Consider the following 25,242-nt stretch of genomic DNA (forward strand, 5'->3'; position numbering starts at 1 on the left):
CGCGACCGGAATGGAGTCCCGTTTGTCCGCACGCGCCAAGTCAACCCGTTCTGCCGTCGACGTCTCTTCGCGCCCCAGGCGGCCCGTGCGAATCCCGCCCCGGCTTCGCCAACCCGCCTTAACGGACGAGCCGCCAATCGGTGCAGCGCCCGTCGACAATTCCGGACGGCGACACAAGGTGCTCATCATTGCCAGTCGCTTTCCGCCGGTGGCTTCCGTCGGGGCCACCCGCGTTCGGAAATTCGTGAAATTTCTGCCGGAGTTCGGGTGGGACCCGGTCGTCATCACCGGGGCCGCGCGAAAAGGTGACTTAACGCTGCACGACGCCCGCCGCGCATCGGATTTCGAAAGTCTCGCCGACCTGCCCGCCGGCGTACCGGTCCATCGACTGGGCGCGGCGCTCGATCATTGGCCGACCTACCTGGCCCGCGCGGCGGGGCAGCGCCTCGCGCCGTGGACATGCGCACTCGGCGTAGACGAGCTTCGCTGGTGCAGCGCGTTGAAATGGCGTTTCGAGAAGCTGCATGACGCACTGGCCTTCCCCGATCGCGGAATATGGCGTCTGCCCTCGACGGTTCGGCTGGCCTTGCGGCTCCACCGGCAATACCGCTTTGACGCGATTTTCTCCACCGGGATGCCCTTCAGCGATCACGTCACCGCGATGGTCATTCAATCGCTTATTCGCCGCCCGTGGTTGGCGGACTTTCGCGACCCCTGGGTCGAGTACATCCACTGGCAACAATGGCAATCTGATGCGGGCCGGCGACTGACGGCCGCTGCCGAGTCGGCCGTCGTCCGGCGAGCGGCCTTTGTCATCAGCGTCAACGATCCCATGACGCGCCGCTTTGCGGCCCGCTATCATGGGGTGGGCCCCGCAAAATTCGTCACGATCGCCAATGGTTACGATCCGGCCGATTTTCCGGCGTCAGTGCCCACGCCCCCGACCACGGGCTTCCGACTGCTTTACGCCGGTTCGCTGTACGGCGCGAGGACGCCACATACCCTGCTGGCAGCGTTCCGCCAGTTTCTTGACGACACGCCCGGCAGTCGGCGTCACGCCTTCATCGATTTCGCCGGTCGCCCCGGGCCGCACGTCGACGAACTGTTGCGAGAGTCCGATGCGGGCAACGTCCGCTACCTCGGCATGTTGCCGCACGGCAAGACGCTGGAAGCCATGGCGTCGGCGGACGTCAATGTGATCATCCTGCCCAATCTTCCCGGCAGTGCCAACGATTCCACCGCCAAGCTCTACGAATGCCTGGGCAGCAATCGAGCCATTCTGGCCGCCGTCCCGATCGACGGCGCGGCGGCGAATGAGCTGCGCCGGTTTGACGGAGTGAGTATCTGTGATCCGGATTGTGTCGATCAGATCAGCCGGGCGATCGGGGAGTATTACCAGGCGTGGCTTTCGAACGACTTGACCGTCCGGCGCCCGGCTTCATTGCTCGCCACGGTGACGCGCCGACATCAGACCGGACAACTCGCGGAGCGGCTTGACGCCGCCGTCCGCGCCAGCCGATGCACACTGGAGGTGCGACCATGAATCCGCTGATGACGACCGCCGGTTTCGATACGTTGACGGGCCGATTGATCCGGCGCATGCGCCGCTTGCGGAGCGAGACCTGCGTCACGATCCTGACCTACCACAGCGTCGACCACACCGAGACGATATTCAATTCCAACGTCCGTCACGACCCGGCGGAGTTCGAACGGCAAATGGATTATCTCGCGGAGAACTATTCGCCGCTGAGCTTGCGCGAGTGGATCGAACGGGCCCATCGAAACGACCCGCCGCATCGCGGCGTCGTCGTAACGCTGGACGACGGATACGCCGATTCTTTACGGCAGGCGCTCCCCATTGCGTTCCGGCGGCGCATTCCGGTCACGATCTTTCCGGTGACGGCGGTCATCGGAAACCGCGACCTCCTGTGGCAGCACAAACTGGCATGGCTGGTCGCGCATCATCATGAAGCCCGAGTCCTGGATGCGCTGATCTCGGCGGGGTATCCACCGGTCCCGGAGAATCAAAACGTCGAAGCGTATGTCCGCGCGCAATTCCGCGCTGATACGCCGGAGATCCTTGAATCCCTCTTGAAGAAGTTGGGGCAATCCGGCGCGTCGATCGCCGCCGCCGAGCGACTTTACCTGGAACCGGAAGAGATCGCCCAGGCCGACCGGGACCTCGTCGAATTCGGCAACCACACGCATACCCATCCTTTTCTGTCGGCCCTCAGCGTGGATGAACAACGCGAGGAAATTATTTTGGCCCGAGATGCCCTTTCCGCGCTGACCGGGTACGCACCGATCGCGCTGGCGTATCCGTTCGGTCTCAAGCGTCACTACAACGCTGCGTCCTCTCAAATCGCGAGAGAAACGGGTCATCGCGTCGCCATGGATATGCGCCGCCGCATCAATCGGCCGGATGGCGATCCGTTTGAATTGAGCCGTAAGCCGGCGACGACCGGTCCCCATGATCACTTTGAGCGCATCCTGGAAGATTGGCCGGACAACGCCGAACCGCCGCCCATGGAGGGCCGCGCATGAACGGCGATCCGCGGGTGCTCGTGGTTGCCCCCTACCTTGGGGAGTTCGGCTGGGAATTAATGAACTGGCAGGGGCGCGTGCGCCGCCTCCTCATGGACCAGACTCATCCCCGCGTCGTGCTCTGCGCTTCGCCGGATCGCCGGCCGCTCTACGCAAACGCGGCTGCGGATGGCCGTTTTCTGTTTTGTCCGGTCCACGTTGATGCGCCGGGCATTGCCAGCGAAGATCATCGAATCGATGCGCGAGGCAATCGTCACGACCCGGAAAGATTGCGGCTCTTGACGTGCGATGCGGCCCGTCGGGCCTGCGAACACTACGGCATCGACCTGGCCCACGCCGAGTTTCTGACCCCCGACTATCGCGGAACGCTCTGGCCGACCGATCGCGCCGATCAGTGGTTTTCCGAATTGCGCCAATCGTCACCCCTCGAAACGGATATCCTGCTCGTCCCCCGCACGCGGAAGAGCGCAACGGAGCGAAATCAACCCGCGTCGTGGTGGGAAGAACTGGCAGCTCGACTAATCCGCGAGGGCCTCTCGGTCGAAGTCTATATGGCCCCGCTCAGCAATGCCATCCGGCAACTTTCACGCGCTCGACTCGCTATCGGCGCCTCGACCGGCGGACTGCACCTGGCCAGTCTTTGCCGATGTCCGCACTTTGTCTGGGGCAGCGGGGCGGATGATCGTTGGACCGCCCTGAAGTTCAGCAATCGCCAGCGCTATGAGACAATCTGGAATCCCTTCGGCACGCCCTGCCGATACGACGAGTGCGGTTGGCAGCCGACGGTTCACTACATTCTCAAAAAATCACTTGGCGCGCTGGCGGAGATCGGACTCCCGCGCGGCCGGGCGACGCCGGCCTGGTCGTGGAATCCGAAGTGGCGAATCAAGCGGCGAATAGCGCGGCTACTCGACGATCGCCGGGGAATCCTGCCGTGGCCGTGGACGGTCCGACAATTCGTCCGCGAGCACGTGGTCTAGCCAGGGGACTTTCGGTCGCAAATGAAAGGACTCCGCAACCTGCTTCTGGTCGCATACCACTTCCCGCCGCACGGCGGCAGCGGAGTCCAACGCGCGCTCAAACTCGCTCGTTACTTGCCGCCGGCCGGTTGGAGGGCGCACATCATAACGGCAGGCCACGACCATTATCCCGTCCTCGATCGCACGCTGTGCGCGGAATACGCCGACGCAAATGTAGAACGAGTTCCCGGCTGGGAGCCCGGCGCCCTGGCGAAGCACATGGCGGCGCCGTTGCCTCCCTTATTCAAACGGAGTTGTTGCGGACTCGAAGACCGCCTCTATTGGCGACTCGATCGGTGGATGCGGAGATTACCCCTTGCGGAGCTGGAACAACTTTGGGTATCGGCGGCAGCGCGCCGTGCACGACACATGATCCGCGAACACGCCATCGAAGCGGTCATCACAACGTCGCCGCCCTGTGCCACGCACCTCGTGGGGCGAAATCTCCAGCGGCGAATGGGCATCCCCTGGATCGCCGACCTGCGCGATCCGATCGTCGACAACTTTTCGTACCGCCCGAAGACCAGCGGTGAGGATCGTTTCTTCGAACGACTGGAAGCAACAATTGCACAAGAGGCTGATCGGGTTGTGGTCACGTGCCCCGAGTTGGCGGAGTGCCTGCGCGAGCGATACCGCAACGTTCCCGCCGAGCGATTTACGACCATCACCAACGGATACGACCCGGCGGACGCACCAGCGGCCGTGCAAAGGGCGAACTCCGGCCGATTTACGCTGGCACACGTCGGGGCCTTCTATCGCGAGCAGACGGTCGGACCGATTCTCGATGCCGTTCGTCAACTCCGCGCCACCCGCCCGGAGATCCGCGATGCGCTGCGATTGCGACTGGTCGGGACGCTGTCCGCTTCGGAACGTGCGCGACTGCTCCCGGAAGATCATACTTTTCTTGACCACGCCGGGTATGTCGATCATCGCACCGCAATCGAAGAAATGGCGTCGGCAGATATCTTGCTGCTGACGACGCCCGCTTCGGATGGCGGGAGACTTTGCATTCCCGCCAAGACCTTTGAATACCTTGCATTCGGGAAACACATGATCGCGTCACTCCATTATTCGTCCTGGATTTCCCGGACGATTCAACAGGCCGGCAACTGCACCGTTATGCTTTGCGCGGGCGCGGCGGAGTGGGCCAACGCCATCGAATCCTGTTTTGTCACCTGGAATGCCGGGCGACTTCAGCAGCCACGCGACAGGGCGGTTGTGGATGCGTTCCGGCGCGATCGAATCGCGGCGAGATATGCCCGCGTCATTGAAGAAGCCATTGCGGAAGTTCGCTTAAGCCGCGCCGAGGTACTATGCGCGAATGAGGCCGTCGCATGAAATTAGCCTGGCACATGCCAACCCTTCGCCGCACATGCTGCGGCCTTTCCCAGCGCGCCCTGCGCCTGGCGAACGGTCTTCGGCAATTCGGCCATGACGTCGAGTTCTACGTTGAGGCCGGCAAATCGGACATTGCGGGCGATGTGTTGGACGGTTTTTGCGTACGTCGGATTTCAACTCAACGGAATCGGCTGCTGCATTGGTCGCTACAAGCCCTTGGGCGGCGTCGTGCAGCCGCGGCACTCGCGGCACAAATCACTTCGGACCACGAGGTCATGCTGACCTGTCAGCCCGAGTTTGCCTCCGAATATGTACGGCATCGCCGCGACACGCCCCTGATTTTTGTGTGCGGCGGGACGACGCTGCTGCATGATGAGGCGGACCGCGCGCGATCGGCCGTAGTTTCGTGGCCCCGGCGAGGGTTCTTCGCGTTGGATCGACATCTCAAGCGCCGCAACGAGCGCAACGCGTTCAGGCTCGCCGATGCCGTCGTTTTCGACAGCGATGCGACGCGCGCTCATGTGACGCGCGACTATCGCCTGGACATCGCCCGTTTTCAGACGATACATGGCGGCGTCGACTCGGATGAATTTCAGCCGCCTTCAACACAGCAGCGGCATAATGCCCGGCATCGGCTGGGAATCGGTCCATCCGAAGATGTACTGGCATGGACCGGCCGATTGTCGCCGGAAAAAAACATTGACTTTCTGCTTAATGCCCTCGCCTACTGCCGTCGACGACCCCACCGAGTCCTCATCGTCGGCGACGGTCCCGCTCGTGATGCGTTGATGAAGCTCAACCATCGCCTGGGGCTCAATAGTGTGGTCAGTTTTGTGGGCATTCAGAGTGACGTCCGACCATTCCTTCATGCCGCCGACGTTTTTGTTTTTCCGTCGCGCGGAGAGTCGTTCGGCGGGGCGCTGGTCGAAGCGATGGCCTGCGGGCTGCCGTGCATTGCCCTGCGTCCCAACGGCGACGCCATTCGCAACGCCAGTCTCGAGATCATCGAACCTGAGACGTCCGGATTGCTGGTCGATCGCGCCGAGCCCGCCGCCCTCGCCGCGGCAATTGAGCTTCTGCTGGTAAACCGCGAACTGCGCAACGCGCTCGGCGCAGCCGCGCGCCGCCGTGCGACTTCTTTGTTCACCTGGGCGGCGGCGGCCGCACAATTTAACGCCTTAGTGAATGAAATCGCCGCCCGCGGCCGGCCGAACCGTCGTCTCGATGCCGCCTCTTTGACCGCGCTTCAGCCTGCCCACGCTTGAGGAAAACCATGCGCTTTGCCGTCTATGTCACCTTGCTGTTTGCGATCCTGCCGATCATCTTCTACCGGCCGTTCTTCGGTCTTTGCGCCTATTACGTTGTGTCGTTTCTCCAGCCCAAGCTTTTCTGCTGGCGGCCGGATTTTCAGGACGCCATGCTCGTCGGCGTGCCCCTCGTCATTGGGGCGGTCGTGATCGGCGTGCGCCGCGCCGTTCCGGTTCCGCGTATCGTTGCCTCCACCGGCGAAATACGCGGCATCGTCGACAAAATCGTGCGCAGCCCGGTCCTCGTTCCTGCCTGGCCGCTGGTGGTCTGCGCGCTGCTGTTTATCTACATCGCATTAACGCGATTGTTCACGGCCTTCCCGCTTGCTCCAACGACCGATCAGTTCCGCGCCCTCGGCAAGATTCTGATTATTACCGCCCTGCTGACCGGTCTGGCGTGCGACTTCCGCCGCTTCCGTATCCTCTACATCGTCATCGCGCTGTCCGTGGCCTTTTGGGCGATCAAGGGAGGCTTCAAGGTGATCGTCCTCGGACCCCATCAGGTCTACGGCAAGACGTATGACAACAACTATTTCGCCCTGACGTCCGTCATGACTCTGCCGATGGTGTTCTACTTCGCCCTCTCCGTCCGGCATGCGCGATGGCGAACGCTGCTGTTGGTCTTCGCCGCGCTCATGTGTCTGGCCATCATAGGATCGCGTTCGCGGGCCGGCTTCGTCGCGTTTTCGATCGTGCTCACGGCCATGGCCTGGAGCAGCCGGTATCGCCTGCGCGCGCTCTGCGCCGTGCTCGTGGTGTCGACCGTCACGCTGCTGGCGGCCGCCACCGAAGTGCGTGAACGCATTCAATCCATCGTCTCCTACGAATCCGATCGCTCCGCCCGCTCGCGGTTCCAGACGTGGGCGGTCGCCCGGGAACTGGTCGCCCAAAGTCCCCTCATCGGCGTCGGCTTCAATAATTTCGAACTGGCCAAAGACCAGTATGAGGGCGGTCGCAAGGCCGCGCACAACATCTACCTGCAAAATCTGGCCGAATTGGGATTTTTGGGGCACCCGCTTTGGCTTCTCCTGGTTTTCGGCTCCATGCTGAGCATGTACCGATTCATGCGTCGATCGCGCCGACTTCCGTCGGAGATGCGGTGGGCCTATCACTGGTCACGCGGCCTGCTGTTGGGCATGGTCGCGTTCTGCGTTCATGGGATGTTCCATAACGAAGAGTATCTGGAATTGATGTTCGCGATGATCGGCCTGCATATCGCACTTCAGGTGACGGCGCGGCACGAGCTTGCCCGATGGCAGTGGGGAGACCGGAAGCGGACGCCAGCGACTACCCCGAACCCGGCCCGATCGGCCGGCGCGGGGACGACGCCCACCTTGCACCCCGCCTATCTTTTCGGAAAATTAGCCCGTACCCGCCGCGTGGCCCGCACCACCTCTTAGCCCATGAGGAACACGCGCCGCCACGCCCGCGCGATCTCGCCATAATAGACCATTCCCGCCGCGATGGTGCCGACAATGCCCGCTCCAAGGAGCCCCATCTTCAGAAGCCAAAGCTGGCGATCGAAACGGTTCACGGCGGCCGCGTCCTGCGCAAAACGCTCGATGAGGCGGCAACGCGACTCGATGCTGCCGTGACGCCAGCTCGGGGCGGCTTTTGGAATTCCATTTAGACCGGCGATCTTCGACAGCGTACGACCGAAGAGGTTTGCCGCCGAGACGCATACGCCGGAGGCCTGCCGCTCGCCGTGGATCGGGCACCAACTGAGACAATTCTGAATGTCGGGTGTCACGCTGCGAACACCGAACAAGTCCGCCTGCCGCTCAAAGCGTCGCGAGAGCCAGCCGAAGCCAAAGAGCCACAGCCCGAGTAGCACGACGAGACCGATGAGTTGCAGCAGGCCCGAGTCCGTGATGACTCTGCCCCGCACGAGCAATTCCAGGACACCTCCGGTCACATACATCGATGCCAACGCGAATAATCCGAAGAACGGCAGGTGCCAGTGGTGAACATGCCCCGCCTCATGGCCGAACACCGCCTCTATCTCCTCGTCATCCATGGTCTCCAGGAGCGCGTCCGAGACGAGAATGTACCGTAGCGGCGGTATGAACCCCATCACCGCCGCGTTGACGGTCATACCGTGCGTGTGCCAGAGCAGGACATCGCGATAACGCAGGCCGATCCGCTTGCAGATCCGCTCGAAGCGCTCACGCAGCGGACCCGGAGGCAACGGCTCCGTTGCCCAGATGTAACACAATATTACCGGCGAGATGAGCAGCACGAGAAACGAAATAATCCCGAGGACGGCATCCGCCGCCCAGGGGAGCGTCGTCGCGTTCATCAGGTCCCTTCGCCACAGATCGGTGAAATGCTTGGCGGCGACGATCAGGGCCATGGGCGCGGCCACAATCAACACCTGGTGCCGAAACTTATCCCACAGAAAAGTGAACACCGAAGCGTCCGGCGGAGGCCTTCCATTGGAAGCCGCGGAAAGCGCCGTCGCGGCATCCGTTTTGCGTGCCTCGTCAATCGGCGGGGCGGGTTCGCGCTCCGAAGGAAAGAATACGCCGCGAAGCCGAGCTTCCACGGGAAATTGGATCGCCCAGATTACCGCGAGAGAGGCGAAGAAGGGGACCAGTAAAGTCAAATCGCCGACGAGAGGTAACCGGTCCAGGCCCCATTCTCGTCGTACCAGGGAGGCCCAAGGCGTCAGGGTCATCGTCCCGGTGAGCAGCGCCGCGATCAGCACGAGGAGGACAAACTGGCCCGTGGAGAATGCCTGAGTCGCCCGATCGAAACCCTGAGGCGAGCCATCCAAACGGCGCAGCGACTGCTTCCGAACATACAAGGCCGCCAAGGCGACAACAGCGATCTGACCAATAGCGATGGAAAGAGTCATACTCTCCCATCCGGTTCGGCCGGCGATGAGGTTAAAACCCGGCGGAGGAAGGTTATCGCTAAGTACGAAGGCAAAGGCCATGATTACCAGGAAATACATCGCAACCGCCGCTTAATGAGGCTCGTACAAGGAGACGAAGGACCGCCCCGGGAATGATAATCGGTCGCTGTTTAATTGCACCCCCCGTCGATTTGCGCCCAGCCTATTATCCCGTAAGATTCTTGTCAACCGATCCGGCGAGCGTCGACAGGATCGGAACTTCAGGAGCGTGAACCATGATTCGCATTTGCCGGCCCGTGGCGATCGTAATCGTTCTTTTCCACGAGACCCTTTGCCCCGCCCAGGCGCCACCCGCATCCCCGCCGACGACCGCTCCGGCCGCCGACAAGCGCAATTTCCGCAGCTTCCGGCAGGAGGACCCCACCTTTCTCACCGAGCGGATGACCCAGGAATTGAGCCTCGACGACGCGCAGCGGGAAGCCGTCGCAAAAATCCTGCGGGACCATCAGGCGCACATCGCCGCGCTCCGCCAGTCGATGCAAAGCCAGCCCACCGAGGGCTACGACAAGATGCGGCTGATCGCGCAGGAGATGCGCACCGCACGGGAAGCGGCGGACACCGCACGGGTCGAGGAGCTGACCCAACAAATGCGCCAACTCCGTGAGGAACAGCAGGCCCGCCTCGCCCCGATGCGCGAGCAGATGATGGCCAGCCAGGAAAAACTCCAGACCGATCTGTTCGCGGTCCTTCGCGACGACCAGAAACCGGGCTTTGAAAAGCTCTGGGAACAGCAATTAGCCCGGCGTTCGCCCTATCGAGGTCCGGAACGTAGTCCGCAGACGCTTAAAGCGCTCGTCGATCGTCTCCCGGGTCTGACGCTCGAACAACAGAAAGGCGTCGAACAATTTTTCCGCCAGCACCAGGACGCTGAAAAGCAAACGGAGAAGGGCTCGCCCGCTGAGCGGGCACTGGTGACAAAATTGTACGACGGCGTGATCGCGCTGCTCACGCCCGAGCAACGCCAACTTCTTGAAGGGCAGCTTTCCGGTCGCCGCGGCGGCGTCCGCGGCGCAGAGCCGTTGCCGATCCGCGGGCCTGCCCAACCGCCGACGCCCACGTCGCCGGACAAGTCGGAGACTCCGCAGACCCTTCCGTGATAGTCTAACGAGCGGCGCCTGCCACAGGTCACCCCGCTACGGGGGAAGCGACGTCTGGAATCGCGCGGAGAACGGCCCCGATTGCGACCACGGCTAGGCCAAGCACAACATTAAGCATCAGCCAGAATGCCCGCCGCTTGCGCAGCCCCTCAAACGCGGCGGAGCGACCGGCCAGCGCGCTGGCCAGGAAGAAAACGGCGAATGCCAGGATGATTTTGAAGCCCATCAGGGCGTGATAATGCGCCTGCCCCTTGTGCGCTGGGACTTCGTTCGCGATGTAATTATAGAAGCCGGTCAGGAGCAGGATTGCGATGGCCAGCATCACCAGGCGCGCGGTCCGGCGGCGGACCGACTCGACCAGTCCCTCGCGCACCTCCTGCGGCGCCGCCTTGATCGACGGCAGGATCACCATCAGACTGAAGATCGCCCCGCCCACGGCGATAATCGCGGCGCTTAGATGAAGAAAGCGGACGACGACATTGACGAAATCGATGTCTTGCATGGCTGTAGGGCGGGCTTTGCCCGCCGCAATCTCCTTGAACCGAAACATGGCGGTCTAAACCCGCCCTACTCGATCATCGCCGCATATTCGCTCAGTTCCTCGCGAAAGTCCCGCATCGTGATACCGAATGTGTTTTCAACTGGGGCGGTGTCGCAGACCGAATTCTCCTGCGACATCTGCACCTGACCCACATCAAACCGCAGGTCTCGCGGGAGCAACGGCAATTTCATCACCGTCATCGCCATCAGTTTGGCCACCGACGCGGGGCCACCCACGATCGGCTTCCACGCCTTCGCGCCGGGGATCGTCTCCTTGCAGACAAGGTAGAACTGCCGCCACGTCATCGCCTCCGGCCCGCCGAGTTCGTAGATCTTGCCGATCGTCTCCGGCTTCGAGAGCGCTGCGACGAAACAGTGCGCTACGTCCTTGACTGAGACCGGCTGCAATTTCCGCAGCCCGTCTCCGAAGTAAGGGATGACCGGAAACGGGGCGGGGATCACGCTCAGCACCGGCACGGTCGCCTTGGTCACAAACGTCTTCATCATCCGCATGAACTCGCCGTCGGGCCCGTGGATGATGCTCGGCCGAAAGATCGTCCAATCCAGCCCGCTGTCCCGAACATAGCCCTCAGCGAGCCACTTGGTCTGGTGATACTCGCTGACGGCGTTGGCCCGACTCCCCAACGCCGACATGTGGCAATAGCGTTTGATTCCCGCGGCCTTGCAGGCCTCCAGAACCCGCCGCGTGCCCTCGACGTGGATCCGGTGAAAAGTCTGCCGCTTGAGGCGCTGCTGGGTGATGATCCCCACGAGATGGATCGCCGCCTGCGCCCCCTCCGCGGCCTTCTTCATCGCGGCTTCGTCAAACAGGTCGCCGCCAACAGCCTCGAATCGATCCCTTCCGTACGACGCGGCATGTCGCAGAAACCGCTCGCGATCCCGCACCAGACAGACTGGCCTATGCCCCCGCGCAATGAGTTCGCGAACCACCGCCCTCCCGACAAAACCCGTCGCTCCGGTCACCATGACGCGGGCAAGAAACTCGGGTTCGGGAGTTGTCGGCTGTGATTCCGCGGACTTCGACTCTGCTTCGCTCATGGTAATCTCAGTTCAACTGCGTTTATCAACCCGGTTGCATGATAGCCGGGCGGTATGAAGTGTAAACAGGTGCGGCGACCAAAGCCCAGGGCGCAAGCCCTGGGATCGACTCCAGGCGTCCCACTGACTCCCAGGGAAAGCTGCCTACTTTGAGCGCCGTCGCGCGCTTGATCCGCGGGCTTGCGCCACGCGGCACTGATTATTGCAACTTCGCACGAACCATGATCGGATTACTGTAAAACCAAAGATCATCCCACGGATTGACCTTCGGCCCGTCCATCTCCGGGGCCTGTACGTCGCGGTTGGTGCCGCGGATGCGAACGTAGAAACTGTTCTTCACGTTGTCGAAGCGATGGTGAAACACGAGCCAGTCGCCTCTCTTGACCAAATCCTTGGCAGGGACGCGCGCCACGACGCGCGTCGTCGGGTTGACGATCGTCTCCCGGTCATTCGCCGGGCCGAGGATGTCGCCCACGATCAGGTCGATATGATCCAGTATCGGCCGACCACCACCGAAATTCTGCCCCGTCGCCGGTCGCAGGCGAATCCGGACCTCCACGTCACGGTCGTTCTTATCCAGCACCAGCGTCCCGCCCATCGGGGCGGCCGCATCCGCCGCGTGCGCCGAAAACTCGAGTCGATCGATCAAATCGCCGTGAACCGTGAACATGTTCCCGTGCCGCAACGCGTCGAGCACGGCCTCCCGTGACCCAGACGCCGCGTACACCCACGTTTTCGTATATTCGCCGGGGAAAAAATCAATATTGTCATCGCGATCGCCGTCGTGATGGTCTGCTTTCCGATCCGTCGCCGTCACATGGCCGTGCGTCTCGTAGGTGGACGTGTCTACGATCGTCGCGTCGGTCCAGTGCCGATGGCTGTCGGAGTTCGCCGTGATGTACCACGCCCGGCCCTCGCCGAGCAGGCTGTCCCACAGACCGCCGACGGTCGCGACGTACCAGTCATACCCGCCCCACGTCTTGAACGACTCCTTCGGGTAGCCCTGCCACGCGTCCGGCTTGATCTTCTTGCTGTATTCGCCGCGCGTGTGACCGACAAGCGTCGCGGCCTGGTGACCGGGGGCGCCCTCGAACCCGCGCACGACGTTCGGCCCGGCATCCGACCAATTGCGGAATTCGGTGGGGCTGACGCGACCGGTCCGCGCGGGGTGGTTCACGAAAAAGAGCGGACGGGGCGTCATCGACTGAAGGTACTGCAGCGCGCGGACCGCATCAGCCTCGGTATCCGCCGGGGTGTTTTCGCGCGACTTGTTTTTCTGGTCGAACCGCGCCTCGAACTCTGCGATCCGCATGGCCTCGTCAGGCGTCGGTGGCAGGATGACACTGCCGTGCTCGGCGGCGGGGATGTTCCACTCCAGCCCCTGGAAGACATGCATCGACGGGTGCTTCTTCCGAGCCGCGACCAGTTCGGGGTAGGCGTACGTAAGCGCGACCTTGTCGTGCATCGGCCCGCCGTGGTCGGTGATCACGCACCACGACAGGCCGTATTGCCGGACCTTGGCCACCTGCGCCTCGATCTCGTACTGACCGTCCGGGCTGTACTTGGTGTGGATATGATGATCGCCCGCCAGCCAGACGCCGCCCTCGTAGGGGCCGTCTGCCCTGCTATGGCACGGCAGCCACCAGCCCATTGCGACGAGGATGACAGCCGCGCCGGCGCGGGCCAAAAAGTCGTGGTGCGAGAACGCGGGCTTGATGCGTTGGTCCATCCGCGAATAGTAACGGATCGACGCCGTTGTCAGAACCCCGACCGCAAGGCCGGGCAAGCGAACGACGCCGCGCGAGCCCGCGCCAGATCGCCTGTTAGGCGCTCCCTCGCAGGCACTTGCGGGCCTGGTTCTGATTGACCTGCCACACGCCGGCCGATACGCTTAGCGCAATCTTCACCCCGTTTTCGGAGGATCAATTACATGTCCGTGCAATCGCCATCCAAGCCGACCTTAGGCTGCCAGCCCCCGATCAACCTCAAAAACTGGATCGAGGAAAACCGCGAGGGCTTTAGGCCGCCGGTCGCGAATCAATACCTCTACGACGGGCGCGACTTCTTCGTCATGGTCATCGTCGGCCCCAACGCCCGTAACGACTTCCACCTCGTCGATTCCGAGGAGTATTTCTACCAACTCAAGGGCGACATCGTCGTCCGCACGCGCGAGGGCGACAAGATCGTCGACCATCGCGTCCGCGAGGGCGAGACCTTTTTCATCCCCGCCAACGTGCCGCACTGCCCGATGCGCCCGCCGAACACGATCGGCGTCGTCGTCGAGCGCCGCCGCCCGCCGGGCGAGAAGGAACACATCATCTTCTACTGTCCGCACTGCAGCGCGCTGGTCGAGGACATCCTCTTCGACTGCCGCGACATCGTCGACCACTTCCGCGACACGATGGAGGCGTTCTGGAAGGACGACGCGCGGCGGGTGTGCAAGAAATGCGGCAAGCGCGTGGAGAAGCCGGGGCCGATGGAGAAAATTTGATCGCGGTTGATTCGATGGGCTGGATTCGAGTACGATGCATCCGCTCAAGGCCGGAGCTTCGGAATGGCTCGCCCAAAAAGGAGGACACATGCGGATTGCACGTGACTATTGTGGCCAAACTCGTTCTAACGAGAGGGGTAAGGACCGCAGACGCGGCTTTGGTAACACGATTGGCTTGACGAGTCTCGTCTGCCTGCTGGCATTCGTACGCGCCGCACAAGGCCAGACTGTGCCAAGCGGGTACCAAGTGCAGCCCGTGGCGTGTGGGTTAAGTAGGCCTACAACGATGAGTTTCCTTTCCGCGAATGAATTCTTGGTCCTCGAACAGTATTCGGGCAATGTCAAGCGCGTTCAATTGCCCGGACCGCTCGTTACTACAGTGTTAACACTTCCAGTCGTTCAAGAATCTGAAACGGGATTACTCGGAATCACGCTGCATCCACAATTCCAGCAGAATAGCTTTGTCTATCTGTACTACACGAACCCTACTCCGCGCGAGAATCGGATTGTTCGCTACACGTGGGATGGGACTATGCTTACCTCGCCCACGACCATTGCCACGCTTCCATCGTTAGGGTCGCTCCATAACGGCGGCATCCTTCTCTTCGGTTTTGACGGAAAACTGTACGTGGTGATAGGACAACAAGGTTCGAGTCTTACGACAAACAGCGCAGCGTCTCCCCTCGTTACAACCGCCGTCATATTGCGGCTGAATGACGATGGGACTACCCCGATCGACAACCCGTTTTCATTGCCCGGATGGGAGCGATTCTTTGCTTACGGGATCAGGAATTGCTTTGGTATGGCGTTTGACTCGCTTAGCGGCTTCCTGTGGATCACGCAGCCAGGTACGGTCCTTAATGACGAAATAAACCTGATCCCATCGGGCGCCAACAGCGGATGGGATCGAATACAGGGGAATGTGGCTAATGATCCAGAAGGAACAAGCGACCTCTATGTAGTGCCCGGGTCCCAGTACGTCGACCCAAAATACGTGACCGGCGGAACTCCGACTTCCATTCGCTTTCTGCATAGTTGCCGCTGGCCGGCGTCTTTGCGAGACGATTGTTATGTTGGAAAGTACTCCGGTGGATACATCCTTCAAGGCATCATAAGCTCGGATCGGACCGTACTTTTCGTACTGGTCGTTTGGGGCCAAAATTTTGGAATAACGACAGATATTCAGATTGGTCCGGATGGTTACATGTACGTCGTATCACTGGACCAAGGCTGCGTGTACCGCATCCGCCCCATCAACCCCATGGGCGACCTCAACCTCGACGGCACCGTCACGATGGACGACATCCCGCTCTTTACTCACGCCCTCCTCGGAGAACCGCTCACCCGGCAGTTACTCGCCGTGGCCGACTTTGACGGCGACGGCAGCGTGACCGGAATGGACATCCCCTGCTTCGTCACTTCGCTCCAGATGCCGAATTAGGGCAAAGTCTCGGAGAATAAAATGGCACGACGAATCGTAGCGATCGTTTTGGGCCTGCCCGTGGTGTTACCGCCCATTCCCGGATGCGCCAACGAATACAAAGGCGTCATCAAGCCCACGCCGGACCTCAAGTCGCTCTCGCCTGAGCTGGAGAACATGACCGACGCCGCGATCGACCACTTGCTTTCGACAAACGTCGAGCCGGACTTTCCGGCCGTGGTCGCCGTGGCCAAACTCAACGCCGGATACTCCCATCCCTTTTATAACCGTCAGGACTCGCTCAGCCTGGAAATGCCTTCCGGGGACGAAACCGACGCGTGGCGAAAGGCCGCAGATGCGGCAAGATTCGGAAACCTGGCCCTCGTAGACCAGGTTCATGTCGTCAATCCGTTGATCTCCCGGCGCGCCCCGACCTTGAAGGAACTCCGTGATTCCGCCGCATTGCTTCACGCAAACCTGCTCGTCGTCTATGCCCAGGGCGACTCCGCCGACTCCGGCTACAACAGCGCCGCCATCGCCTATTGGTCGATCATCGGTCTCTTCCTCGTGCCCGGCGATACCGTCGGCCATCACACGGCATGCTATGGACTCGTCATGGACACGCGGACGGGCTACATCCTCGCGGTGCTCGACGGCGACTCGAAGAAGGAAGAAAACGTCCTGCCCGGCGCGGTGCCGATCGCCCGCCGCCGGACCCAATCGCAGGCCCAGGCCCAAGCCCTCGAACGGCTACAAAAGCGATTCACCGAAGCCCTCGTCTCCTTGGGTCGCGGCGGAGACGAACCGGCCGCTGCCAAGGCGCAATAGCCCCTTTCGCTATTCGCCATTCGCTATTCGCCATTTACAATCCCCCCATGGCCTCCAGCAAGATCGACCTCCACACCCACATCCTCCCCAAAACCTGGCCGGACCTCGACTCCAAATACGGCTACGCTGGCTTCGTCCGCATCGATCATTACCAGCCCTGCTGCGCGCGGATGATTCAGGGTGGCAAGGTCTTTCGCGAGATTACCGAGAATTGCTGGGAGCCCGCGCGGCGGATCGAGGACTGCGACCGGCACGGCGTCGCGACGCAAGTCCTCTCCACCCTGCCGGTCATGTTCAGCTACTGGGCCAAGCCTGCCGACGCGCTCGACCTGTCACGGCTGCTCAATGACCACATCGCCGGAGTTGTGCGCGATCACCCCGGCCGCTTCGCCGGTCTGGGGACGATCCCGCTACAGGACCCAGAGTCCGCCTGCCGCGAGTTGGAGCGCTGCATCCGCGAACTCGGCATGGTCGGTGTCGAGATAGGCACGCACGTCGAGCCTAACGCGCACACCGGCCGCAAGGAGCAATGGAACCTCAACGAGGCTGCGCTTCTTCCAGTCTTTCAAACCGCCGAACGGCTCGGGGCCTGCGCCTTCGTCCACCCGTGGGACATGATGGGCAAGGAGCGGATGCCGAAGTATTGGCTGCCCTGGCTGGTGGGCATGCCCGCCGAGACAAGCATGGCGATCTGCTCCATGATCTTCGGCGGCGTGTTCGAGAAGTGCCCGGGGCTCCGCGTCGCCTTTGCCCACGGCGGCGGGTCCTTCCCCTTCACCATCGGCCGAATCGAGCATGGCTGGCGTGTTCGGCCCGACTTGTGCGCGGTCGATAACCCCGTGAATCCCCGCGACTACCTCTCCCATCCGGACGGCAGACCTGCGCGGTTCTGGGTCGATTCGCTGGTCCACGACGCGGAGGCTCTGCGACTGCTGGTCAAGCTGTTCGGACCACAACGGGTCGCGCTGGGGAGCGACTACCCGTTCCCACTAGGAGAAAACGTACCGGGAACGCTCATCGCGTCGTTATCTGACCTTTCCCACGCCACCCGCGAGACGGTTCTTGCGGGCTCAGCCCGGGAATTTTTGAAGATGGAGTCGCGCGTCGGCGCGTGAGCGCTATCGCCCAAGGGGTGCGCAAGGACCCAATCCCCGCGCAATATCCGCAAGGGATGGGGCACGCTCGCTCCACGGGCAAGTACCCGTGCTACATGGGCCTATACGCCGGCGAGGCGGAAGGGAATCCCGACGAAGTTGTTGATGGCCGAAAAAAGCCCCGTCGTGAAGAACGTGTTTATGAGGGCCATAAACAGTGAGAAAAAGATGTCGCCGAGCAGCATAGCAAATCTCCATGAACTTGATGGTTTCTAAAACCGAATTCCAAAACCGATACTCGCCTGGAAATCGGGGGCCTGCTCGTTGAGGCCGACGCTCACCCGTGTGTCCAGCGAGATAGTGTCCGTGATCTTGAAGACCGGGCCTCCGCTGAGCAGGTGCGAGCAGTCCGAATCCTTAAGGCTGGGGTAAACACCGAAATACTCCAGGTAAAGCGAGACGCACTCGTGAACCTGGTACGCCCCCGCCAACGTCGCCGCCGTCTGGCAAAACTGGCCGTCCTCTCCGTCCGGCACCCGCTCAAGGATCGAACCGTACACCGTGAAGTGGTCGGTCACACAATAATTCCAGGGGAATTTGATTTCCGGCACAACGTTGTCGAAGCTCTTGCTTTCCTTGCCCGTGGGGACGTACAACGAGGGGATCACCGAGATCGTGGGTATCCAGCAACCGTCTTTCTGACAAAAGATCGGGATCTTGAACCCGAAATTCGTATCGCGGCAGCCGTCGTCGTGATCTTCGTGACCGATATGCCGCCCCGCCGGCGTCTTGATCTGGTCCAGCGTCTCGGTCAGGCCGTATCCGATCCAGAGGGCTCGAAATTCAAGCCAATCAGTCAGACCCGTGCGGAACGCCGTCTCGGGAAAATTGTGGTCGATCACGCGCTCTTCGTGTTCGCGGTCATAAGTAAAGGTGTACCCGGACTCAATCTGGATTCGGCCCCGCGGAACCAGGGCGGCGGCATCAGAGAAACCGGGCCGGTCCGTCACAATCTTCCCAATGGGAGCCGGCTCCGGAAAGATCCAGAACCCTTCGGACGAATGCGTGGTCGTCTCCGCGGTGGTTGTTTCTGTCGTGGAGGTCTCCTGCAGCGACATCGGCTCAGACGATTCGCCGCTCCCTTGCGGCGGTGTTTGGCCGAACCCAATGGGGCTATGGATGACGGTCAACAGGAGGGTCAAACACGCGATCGAGCGGGTTTTTCTCATCGTGTCACCTCTACAGAACTTGGGTTCCTCGGGCGCGCTCCGACGCACGCCAACGTTCGTTCCGCCAGTAAACCTTGATCGATTCAGTTGGATCGACCGCGCCGGAGGCAAATGAAACCCGCTCCCCTGGGGTGTTGTCAAGCTTTTTCCGATCCCGCGACGGTCGATTTGGAAGACCCTGTCCCGCGAATGTTGCGCCAACAAGACCTTTGACCGAGGGCTACATAATAGCGGGGCTCCGATCCGGGGAATGCCGGTTTTATCAGATGTCGGCGCCCATAATGGTTATTGGACAGGGCGTGCGGGCCTTGGACACCGTCGCTTGCATACGTAAACTGTCCCTATGGCGCCCACCGCGTTCCAGACCGACGAGGCGTTCCCCCAACGGCTTGACGCTGAGGACCCCCTTCGAACCTACCGCGAACGCTTTCACCTCCCCATCGACCGCGACGGTCGGCCGCTCGTCTATTTCGCTGGCAACTCCCTCGGACTGATGCCCAGGACCGCACGGACGTTGGTTGATCAGGAGCTGGACGATTGGGCCCGGTTCGCCGTGGACAGCCACTTCAAGGAGAAAACTCCCTGGTACTCTTACCACGAGATGTTCCGCGAAAGCGGCGCGCGGCTGGTCGGGGGGCACGCCGGCGAAGTGGTGATGATGAACAGCCTCACGGTGAATCTTCACCTCATGATGGTCTCTTTTTACCGCCCCACCAAGAAGCGCTACAAAATCATCATGGATGCGCCGGGGTTTCCGTCCGACACTTACGCGGTCAAAAGCCAGATCGCCGCGCATCGCTTCGATCCCAACGACGCGCTGGTCTGGGTCCGGCCCGGCGAGGGCGAGAATTCAATCCACCCCGGCGACATCGAATCCATCCTGGAGGACCACGGCGACCAGGTCGCGCTTGTGCTCCTGTCCGGCGTAAATTTCTTCACCGGCCAGGTCTTTGACATCGCCGGAATCACTGCCCTGGCCCAGCGCGAAGGCTGCACCGTCGGCCTCGACCTCGCCCACGGCGTCGGGAACATCCCGCTCGATCTGCACGACTGGGGCGTCGATTTCGCGGTGTGGTGCAACTACAAGTACGTCAACGCCGGGCCCGGCGCGATCGGCGGCTGTTTCGTCCACGAAAAACACGGCAAGAACACGGACTTGTTGCGGCTCGCGGGCTGGTGGGGCAACGACCCGGTGACGCGATTCCAGATGCAACTCCTGCCCGACTTCGTGCCGGCAGCCGGAGCCGAAGGCTGGCAGGTCTCCAACCCGCCTATTTTCTCGGCTGTACCGCTCCGCGCATCGCTCGACATCTTCGACGACGCCGGGATCCCGGCCCTGCGGTCCAAGTCGCAGAAGCTGACGGGCTACCTGCAATTCCTCCTCGACCAGATCCCCAGCGGTCGCTACGAAGTGATCACGCCGAAAGTCCCCGCGGCACGCGGTTGCCAGCTGTCGATCCGCGTGAACGACCGGCCCAAGGAACTGTTCGCCGAATTAGAGGAGGCGGGCGTCAAGGGCGACTTCCGCGAGCCCGACGTCGTCCGCGTCGCCCCGGTGCCGCTGTACAACACCTTTCACGAAGTCTGGCGCTTCGCGCAGGTGCTAGCGAAGCACGCCTAAACCGCCGCCTCAACCCCCGTTGGCAATCGCTACCGCCGCGAGCAGCGCTTTCGCCTTATTCATCGTCTCCTCATATTCCGCCGCCGGATCGCTGTCGGCCACGATTCCCGCCCCGGCTTGCATGTCCACGATCCACTCGCCACTCTTTGTGCCGGGTGTGATGACCATCGTCCGCAGGGCGATGCACGTGTCCATATTGTCGGAAAAATCGACGTAACCGACCGCCCCGCCGTAGGGGCCGCGGCGGACCGGCTCCAGCTCATCGATGATCTGCATCGCCCGAACCTTCGGAGCGCCGCTCACGGTCCCGACCGGCAACGATGCCCGCAGCGCGTCCAGCGCCGTGCGGCCCTTCGCGAGCCGACCCGTCACCGTCGAACTGATGTGCATGACGTGGCTATAGCGCTCGATGCTCATGATGTCAGACAGTTCAACGCTGCCGGGTTCTGCGACGCGGCCCACGTCATTGCGGCCCAGATCGACCAGCATGATGTGCTCGGCCCGGTCCTTGGGATCGGCCAGCAGCTCCTTTTCCAGCGCGGCGTCCTCGTCGCCCGTCGCCCCCCGCCGCCGCGTCCCCGCCAACGGCCGATTGGTGATCACGCCATCTTCCACGCGGCAAAGTATCTCGGGACTCGCGCCGACGAGTACGCACTGTGGACTCTTGATGTAGAACATGAACGGTGAGGGATTGACGACGCGCAGCGCCCGGTAGATATCAAACGGATCGGCGACCGTTGTCGCCCGGAGTCGCTGGCTCAATACGACCTGAAAAATATCGCCCGCCACGATGTATTCCTTGGCCTGGCGGACGACGGTCTCAAACGCGTCCCTCTCAAAAGTACTTTCAAATGCAATCTCCAGTCGGGCGTCGACGTCAAACTCCCCCGCCGCCGTCGGCCCCGGGTGATTCAAGGTCTCCACCAAGCGCTCGATGCGCCGACAGGCATCGTGGTAGGCCGCTTCCTCTCTACCACTCTCCACGCGAGCATGCGCCACGACCATGACCGTCTTGCTGACGTGATCGAAGATGACCATGTCTTCGTAGATCCCGAAGACGAGATCATCCAAGCCCCGATCATCCTTGGGCGCGTGCGGCAGCGGTTCATAACGCCGGACGGTGTCGTACCCGGCGAACCCGACCGCCCCGCCCGTGAAGCGCGGCAGCGCGGCGGCCCCCGGCGCCGTATCCGAACGCGGGCAGGCCTTCAAGCCCTCAAGCATTTTCTGAAGCGCCGCCAGGGGATCGGCGACCGATGTCATGACCTCAATCGACCCGTCGGCCCGCTCAACGGTGGCGCTGCGGTCCTTTGCCCGGAATACGATTCCGGGACGCGCCCCCACGAAACTGTACCGGGCAACCTGCTCACCGCCGATCACACTTTCCAAAAGGAAGGCGTGTTCGGCCCCCTCGGCCAATCGCGCAAACGCCCCCACCGGCGTCAACTGATCGGCCATCAGCCGTCGATAGATCGGTACGGTCCGGCCGCGACCGGCGAGCCTTTGGTAATCATCCAGACTTGGCGAATAGACGGGCAACGACGGCTCCTCTCTGCGTCCTTCGAGGACGAGCGTAGAACGCATTGTACCGAGAGCCCGGGTCGGCCCAAGCGCGTCTTGCGTTCGCGGCCCTGCGCAGTCGGCGCTAGAATGGCCGCCAGTGACGAGCAAGCGAAGCCTATCGAAAAACGACACCCGGCGCGTGAATCCGGCCGGCCTTGCGCTGGGCCTCGTGATGCTGATCGTCGGCGCCTCTCTGCTGGTTTCGCCGATGACACACGAGTCCCACAGTTGGCGTTGGGACCTTCGCGAACAAAAAAACTGGGAGGGCGCGAAGATCAACGCGCAGCCGATGGGGCTCGATGAATCCGGCGTCTTGTTCTCACCGATGGGGAACCGGCCGGTCAGCCTGTTGACGCCTCCGCTGGAGTTGCGCGGGGACCTCGGTGGGATTCTGACCGTCTCCGCGCAATGCCCGGACGCACCGGTACAGGGTGTCCGCACGGGGGTCCGACTGCTCTGGCAGATCGAAGAGCGCCCGGATTTTCATTTCGAGGAGCAGATCGTCCAGCTAGGTCGGAGACCGACGGAAATCGTCTTTGGGCTTCCCGTACCGGCAGCGGATCTCCATCGGATCGGCGTACAGTTCCTGGGGACAAGCCAGAACATCCGATCCTCGGGAATCCAAATTCCATCGCCGTCGCCCGTCCAGAAATTGATCTATGTTGCTCACCAACTCGGGACGATAGTGCCAATTCTCAGTCACAGTGTCAACTTCGTACGCGGTCCGCTCCTGCTCGGCCACTCCACGAACTACTACACCCTCTCGCTGATGTTAATTGCCCTCGGCGGCTACTTGGTCTCGCGCTCCATCCTCCGCCGGCCGATCCGCTGGACGACGATGGGGCTCCTGTTGCTCATCGTGTGGGTCGCCGCGGACATCCCGGCGACATGGCGATTCGCCCGGCAAGTCAACGACGATGTTGCCAGGTTCGGCGAACTCGACGCGAACGGCAAGATCGCCGCCGCGCACGGCGGCGAAGTCGCATGGGCGTTCGAGCAGCTTTCTCAACACACTCCAGTCGGCTCGACATTCGCCGTTGTCAGCGACGACACTTTTACGCCCGCCCACCGGCTGGGATACCTCGCCGCGCCGTTCCGTACACGGCGAGAGAATCCGGCCGATGCGGAATTCGTTTTTTCATGTCATGCAAGTAACGTTGCATTTGACTCATCCAAAGGCGCGTTTGCGGTTGGGGATCAACCACCGATTCAGGCTGCGGAAATCGCCCGGCTTTCGCCCGACGTCTATTTGCTACGCAACACCTCGCAGCCGAATTCCGCTCCGACCGATAGCCCGCCGCCCCAACTACCCTTGAGCCTGCCGTGGCTGCTCGCCGGGATTCTTGTTCCTTGGGCGGCTGGTGCGGGGCTTGTTGCCTGGCTGGTCAACAGACGGTGGACCTGGGTTTTCGTGATTGGAGGGGGCTGGCTCTTCGGACAGATTCTCATCGTCGCGACCCTCTCCATCTTCCTGTTGATAACCAACGGCGGCCGCGCACGGCTGATTATTCTCGGCTTGGCCATTCTCGCAGCTTCTTGCTGGTGGATCGTATTCCACCGCACTCGACTTTTCGCCAACGCCGACAAGACTCCCAGCTCTGGAATTTCCGGGAAAATACGGCAGCCTCTTTCCTGGCAGGTGCCGGCAATGGCCCTGCTGATAATCGGTCTGATGATCAAGCTCTCCTACATGACCATGAGCCAATGGTCCGTCACTGTCCGCTGCGATGACGCGATCTCCATGTGGCTCTTCAAGGCGAAGGTCATCGCCGGGCTCGATCAATTGCCGACGGATCCGACGCACGATTACTACCTCGGCGGCTCCAACCCGAACTATCCGCTTCTCTGCCCCCTCATCGCCGCATGGCTGCCGATGGTCGCCGGTCAGTGGGACGAGCGAATCGCCACGTTGCCCTGGCTTCTCTGCTACATGAACTTGTTGCTGCTGATGGGTGGCGGTCTCTGCCGGTGGCTGTCCGCCGCGCATGCGAGCGCTGTGGCCTATCTCGTCGGATCGCTTCCGCTTCTCGCCATGCACGTCGTACGTCCGGGTTACGCCGATTTGTTATTGGCGGCATTCCTTGTCGGTGCCGTAGTGCTCCTGTCCGGCTGGCGATCCGACGGCCGGCTCGGCGATCTCCTGCTGGGCGGGATCTTCGCTCTGACCGCCGCCTGCATGAAACGCGAAGGACCGCCCGTTGTAGCGCTCGCCCTTGTTTTTTTCCTGGCAACAGGCCGCCGACACCTCCTCACTTATCCAATTAGGGTCCGTTGGGGAATCGCCGCGGTCGTCCTCATCGGCACGATCCTGACCACCGCGGTCGTCGGCTTTTCCGACCACGCCGAGAGCGTTGCGGCCTTCGGCTACCACCCCGGCGTCTGGAGCGCGCTCGGCCGCCACCTGTTCACCTGGGATTCTTTTCATGCCCTCTTTTGGTTGTTTGCCTTCCTGATGCCCGTCCTCCTTTGGAATAGGCGCGTCGAAAGCGGCCCCGCCGCTGCGCTCCTGGTACTGGTATGGTGCAGTCTGATCGCCGCCATCTTCATCTTCACGCCGCAGGCCCGTTTCGCCTTGAACGACCAGACGCCCTCTCGGCTCTTTCTCCAAGTAACGCCTGCCATCGTGGGGCTGCTGGCGGCGACGCTTGGACCTACAATGTCCGACAAAGGCGAGGCGGCCCATGGGAACGTATGAGTTGGTCATTGAGTCGGAGTTTTCCGCCGCCCATCGGCTGCGCCTCCCCGACGGCTCCTGCGAGCCGCTCCACGGCCACAATTGGCTGGTAGAAGTGCATCTTGCGGGCCCGGAACTCGACGACGCGGGCATGCTGGCGGACTTTACCCACGTTCAGCCCGCCCTCACGGCCATTACCGCCGAGCTTCACGACACCTGCCTGAACGAATTACCGGCCTTTCATGCGACCAGCCCCTCGACTGAGCGCGTGGCCCGCTATGTGCACGATCGCCTCGCGCCGCAGTTGCCGAAGTCCGTTGCGATCCGGCGCGTGCGCGTCTGGGAGACGCGGCAATGCGCCGCGGCCTATGTTCCCGGCGCCTCCGCCGGAGATTAGCCCGGTGGACAAAGGAATCTGATGCCGCGAGGGCCGGTTGACGATAAAATGTAGGCGGTCTAATATTTTTCGGACCGTCCTGGCCTCCCAGAGAGGTTGAATCG

21 protein-coding genes are annotated in these 25,242 nt (G+C 62.0%); 14 read left to right on the plus strand and 7 right to left on the minus strand.

Going from position 1 to position 25,242, the window contains the following annotated elements; all coding sequences use genetic code 11:
- The first annotated feature begins 85 nt into the window (after window positions 1–85).
- From VJZ71_11720 to VJZ71_11745, 6 genes are read left to right on the plus strand one after another with little or no spacing between them, the layout of a single operon-like run.
- Complete coding sequence (locus VJZ71_11720) at window positions 86–1,543, plus strand: glycosyltransferase (GenBank protein ID HKQ48728.1); 1,458 nt, start codon at window positions 86–88, stop codon at window positions 1,541–1,543.
- Entirely contained in the window at window positions 1,540–2,544 is a 1,005-nt protein-coding gene (locus tag VJZ71_11725; GenBank protein HKQ48729.1) for a polysaccharide deacetylase family protein, read from the plus strand. The genes VJZ71_11720 and VJZ71_11725 overlap by 4 nt, the downstream gene beginning before the upstream one ends.
- Window positions 2,541–3,524, plus strand: coding sequence for a hypothetical protein (locus VJZ71_11730; GenBank protein ID HKQ48730.1), 984 nt, complete (start codon window positions 2,541–2,543; stop codon window positions 3,522–3,524). Before VJZ71_11725 ends, VJZ71_11730 begins: the two co-directional genes overlap by 4 nt.
- Before the next feature lie 21 nt (window positions 3,525–3,545).
- Window positions 3,546–4,901, plus strand: coding sequence for a glycosyltransferase (locus VJZ71_11735; GenBank protein ID HKQ48731.1), 1,356 nt, complete (start codon window positions 3,546–3,548; stop codon window positions 4,899–4,901).
- Complete coding sequence (locus VJZ71_11740) at window positions 4,898–6,166, plus strand: glycosyltransferase family 4 protein (protein HKQ48732.1); 1,269 nt, start codon at window positions 4,898–4,900, stop codon at window positions 6,164–6,166. The genes VJZ71_11735 and VJZ71_11740 overlap by 4 nt, the downstream gene beginning before the upstream one ends.
- Before the next feature lie 8 nt (window positions 6,167–6,174).
- Window positions 6,175–7,608 (plus strand): O-antigen ligase family protein, encoded by a 1,434-nt coding sequence (locus VJZ71_11745; protein ID HKQ48733.1) that lies wholly within the window; start codon window positions 6,175–6,177, stop codon window positions 7,606–7,608.
- Here VJZ71_11745 and VJZ71_11750 read toward each other — a convergent pair.
- Window positions 7,605–9,065, minus strand: a complete 1,461-nt coding sequence (locus VJZ71_11750) for a M48 family metallopeptidase (protein ID HKQ48734.1) — start codon at window positions 9,063–9,065, stop codon at window positions 7,605–7,607. The genes VJZ71_11745 and VJZ71_11750 overlap by 4 nt on opposite strands.
- 275 nt (window positions 9,066–9,340) lie before the next feature.
- Here VJZ71_11750 and VJZ71_11755 point away from each other — a divergent pair, with 275 nt between their 5' ends.
- Window positions 9,341–10,222, plus strand: coding sequence for a hypothetical protein (locus VJZ71_11755; protein HKQ48735.1), 882 nt, complete (start codon window positions 9,341–9,343; stop codon window positions 10,220–10,222).
- Between the two features lie 28 nt (window positions 10,223–10,250).
- Here the strand turns inward: VJZ71_11755 and VJZ71_11760 are convergent, their stop codons facing one another.
- From VJZ71_11760 to VJZ71_11770, 3 genes are all read right to left on the minus strand, one after another.
- Window positions 10,251–10,772, minus strand: coding sequence for a hypothetical protein (locus tag VJZ71_11760; GenBank protein ID HKQ48736.1), 522 nt, complete (start codon window positions 10,770–10,772; stop codon window positions 10,251–10,253).
- A gap of 17 nt (window positions 10,773–10,789) precedes the next feature.
- A complete protein-coding gene (locus VJZ71_11765; protein HKQ48737.1) occupies window positions 10,790–11,821 on the minus strand; it encodes a complex I NDUFA9 subunit family protein in 1,032 nt (343 codons plus the stop codon).
- A 199-nt stretch (window positions 11,822–12,020) separates the two neighbouring features.
- Window positions 12,021–13,550, minus strand: coding sequence for a PHP domain-containing protein (locus tag VJZ71_11770; GenBank protein HKQ48738.1), 1,530 nt, complete (start codon window positions 13,548–13,550; stop codon window positions 12,021–12,023).
- A gap of 201 nt (window positions 13,551–13,751) precedes the next feature.
- Here VJZ71_11770 and nbaC point away from each other — a divergent pair, with 201 nt between their 5' ends.
- The 4 genes from nbaC to VJZ71_11790 all read left to right on the plus strand — a co-directional run bounded on the left by nbaC (window position 13,752) and on the right by VJZ71_11790 (window position 17,675).
- Window positions 13,752–14,312 (plus strand): 3-hydroxyanthranilate 3,4-dioxygenase, encoded by a 561-nt coding sequence (nbaC, locus tag VJZ71_11775; protein HKQ48739.1) that lies wholly within the window; start codon window positions 13,752–13,754, stop codon window positions 14,310–14,312.
- 88 nt (window positions 14,313–14,400) lie between these two features.
- Entirely contained in the window at window positions 14,401–15,753 is a 1,353-nt protein-coding gene (locus tag VJZ71_11780) for a PQQ-dependent sugar dehydrogenase (protein ID HKQ48740.1), read from the plus strand.
- A 21-nt stretch (window positions 15,754–15,774) separates the two neighbouring features.
- Entirely contained in the window at window positions 15,775–16,560 is a 786-nt protein-coding gene (locus VJZ71_11785; GenBank protein ID HKQ48741.1) for a hypothetical protein, read from the plus strand.
- A gap of 47 nt (window positions 16,561–16,607) precedes the next feature.
- On the plus strand, window positions 16,608–17,675 hold the full coding sequence (locus VJZ71_11790; protein HKQ48742.1) for an amidohydrolase family protein: 1,068 nt from the start codon (window positions 16,608–16,610) through the stop codon (window positions 17,673–17,675).
- Window positions 17,676–17,776: 101 nt separating this feature from the next.
- Here VJZ71_11790 and VJZ71_11795 read toward each other — a convergent pair whose 3' ends face one another.
- Together VJZ71_11795 and VJZ71_11800 are read right to left on the minus strand one after the other, a co-directional pair.
- Window positions 17,777–17,899, minus strand: a complete 123-nt coding sequence (locus VJZ71_11795) for a hypothetical protein (protein HKQ48743.1) — start codon at window positions 17,897–17,899, stop codon at window positions 17,777–17,779.
- A gap of 27 nt (window positions 17,900–17,926) precedes the next feature.
- On the minus strand, window positions 17,927–18,883 hold the full coding sequence (locus VJZ71_11800; GenBank protein ID HKQ48744.1) for a transporter: 957 nt from the start codon (window positions 18,881–18,883) through the stop codon (window positions 17,927–17,929).
- A 343-nt stretch (window positions 18,884–19,226) separates the two neighbouring features.
- Here VJZ71_11800 and kynU point away from each other — a divergent pair, with 343 nt between their 5' ends.
- Complete coding sequence (kynU, locus tag VJZ71_11805; GenBank protein HKQ48745.1) at window positions 19,227–20,504, plus strand: kynureninase; 1,278 nt, start codon at window positions 19,227–19,229, stop codon at window positions 20,502–20,504.
- Between the two features lie 9 nt (window positions 20,505–20,513).
- Here the strand turns inward: kynU and trpE are convergent, their stop codons facing one another.
- Window positions 20,514–22,043, minus strand: coding sequence for an anthranilate synthase component I (gene trpE / locus VJZ71_11810; GenBank protein HKQ48746.1), 1,530 nt, complete (start codon window positions 22,041–22,043; stop codon window positions 20,514–20,516).
- A 121-nt stretch (window positions 22,044–22,164) separates the two neighbouring features.
- Here trpE and VJZ71_11815 point away from each other — a divergent pair, with 121 nt between their 5' ends.
- Window positions 22,165–24,762 carry a hypothetical protein gene (locus VJZ71_11815; GenBank protein HKQ48747.1) on the plus strand — a complete coding sequence of 866 codons (2,598 nt, stop codon included), beginning with the start codon at window positions 22,165–22,167 and terminating at the stop codon, window positions 24,760–24,762.
- Window positions 24,749–25,138, plus strand: a complete 390-nt coding sequence (locus VJZ71_11820) for a 6-carboxytetrahydropterin synthase (GenBank protein ID HKQ48748.1) — start codon at window positions 24,749–24,751, stop codon at window positions 25,136–25,138. The genes VJZ71_11815 and VJZ71_11820 overlap by 14 nt, the downstream gene beginning before the upstream one ends.
- The last annotated feature ends 104 nt before the right edge of the window (window positions 25,139–25,242 follow it).

It is taken from the genome of Phycisphaerae bacterium, assembly GCA_035275405.1.
Classification (GTDB): domain Bacteria; phylum Planctomycetota; class Phycisphaerae; order UBA1845; family UTPLA1; genus DATEMU01.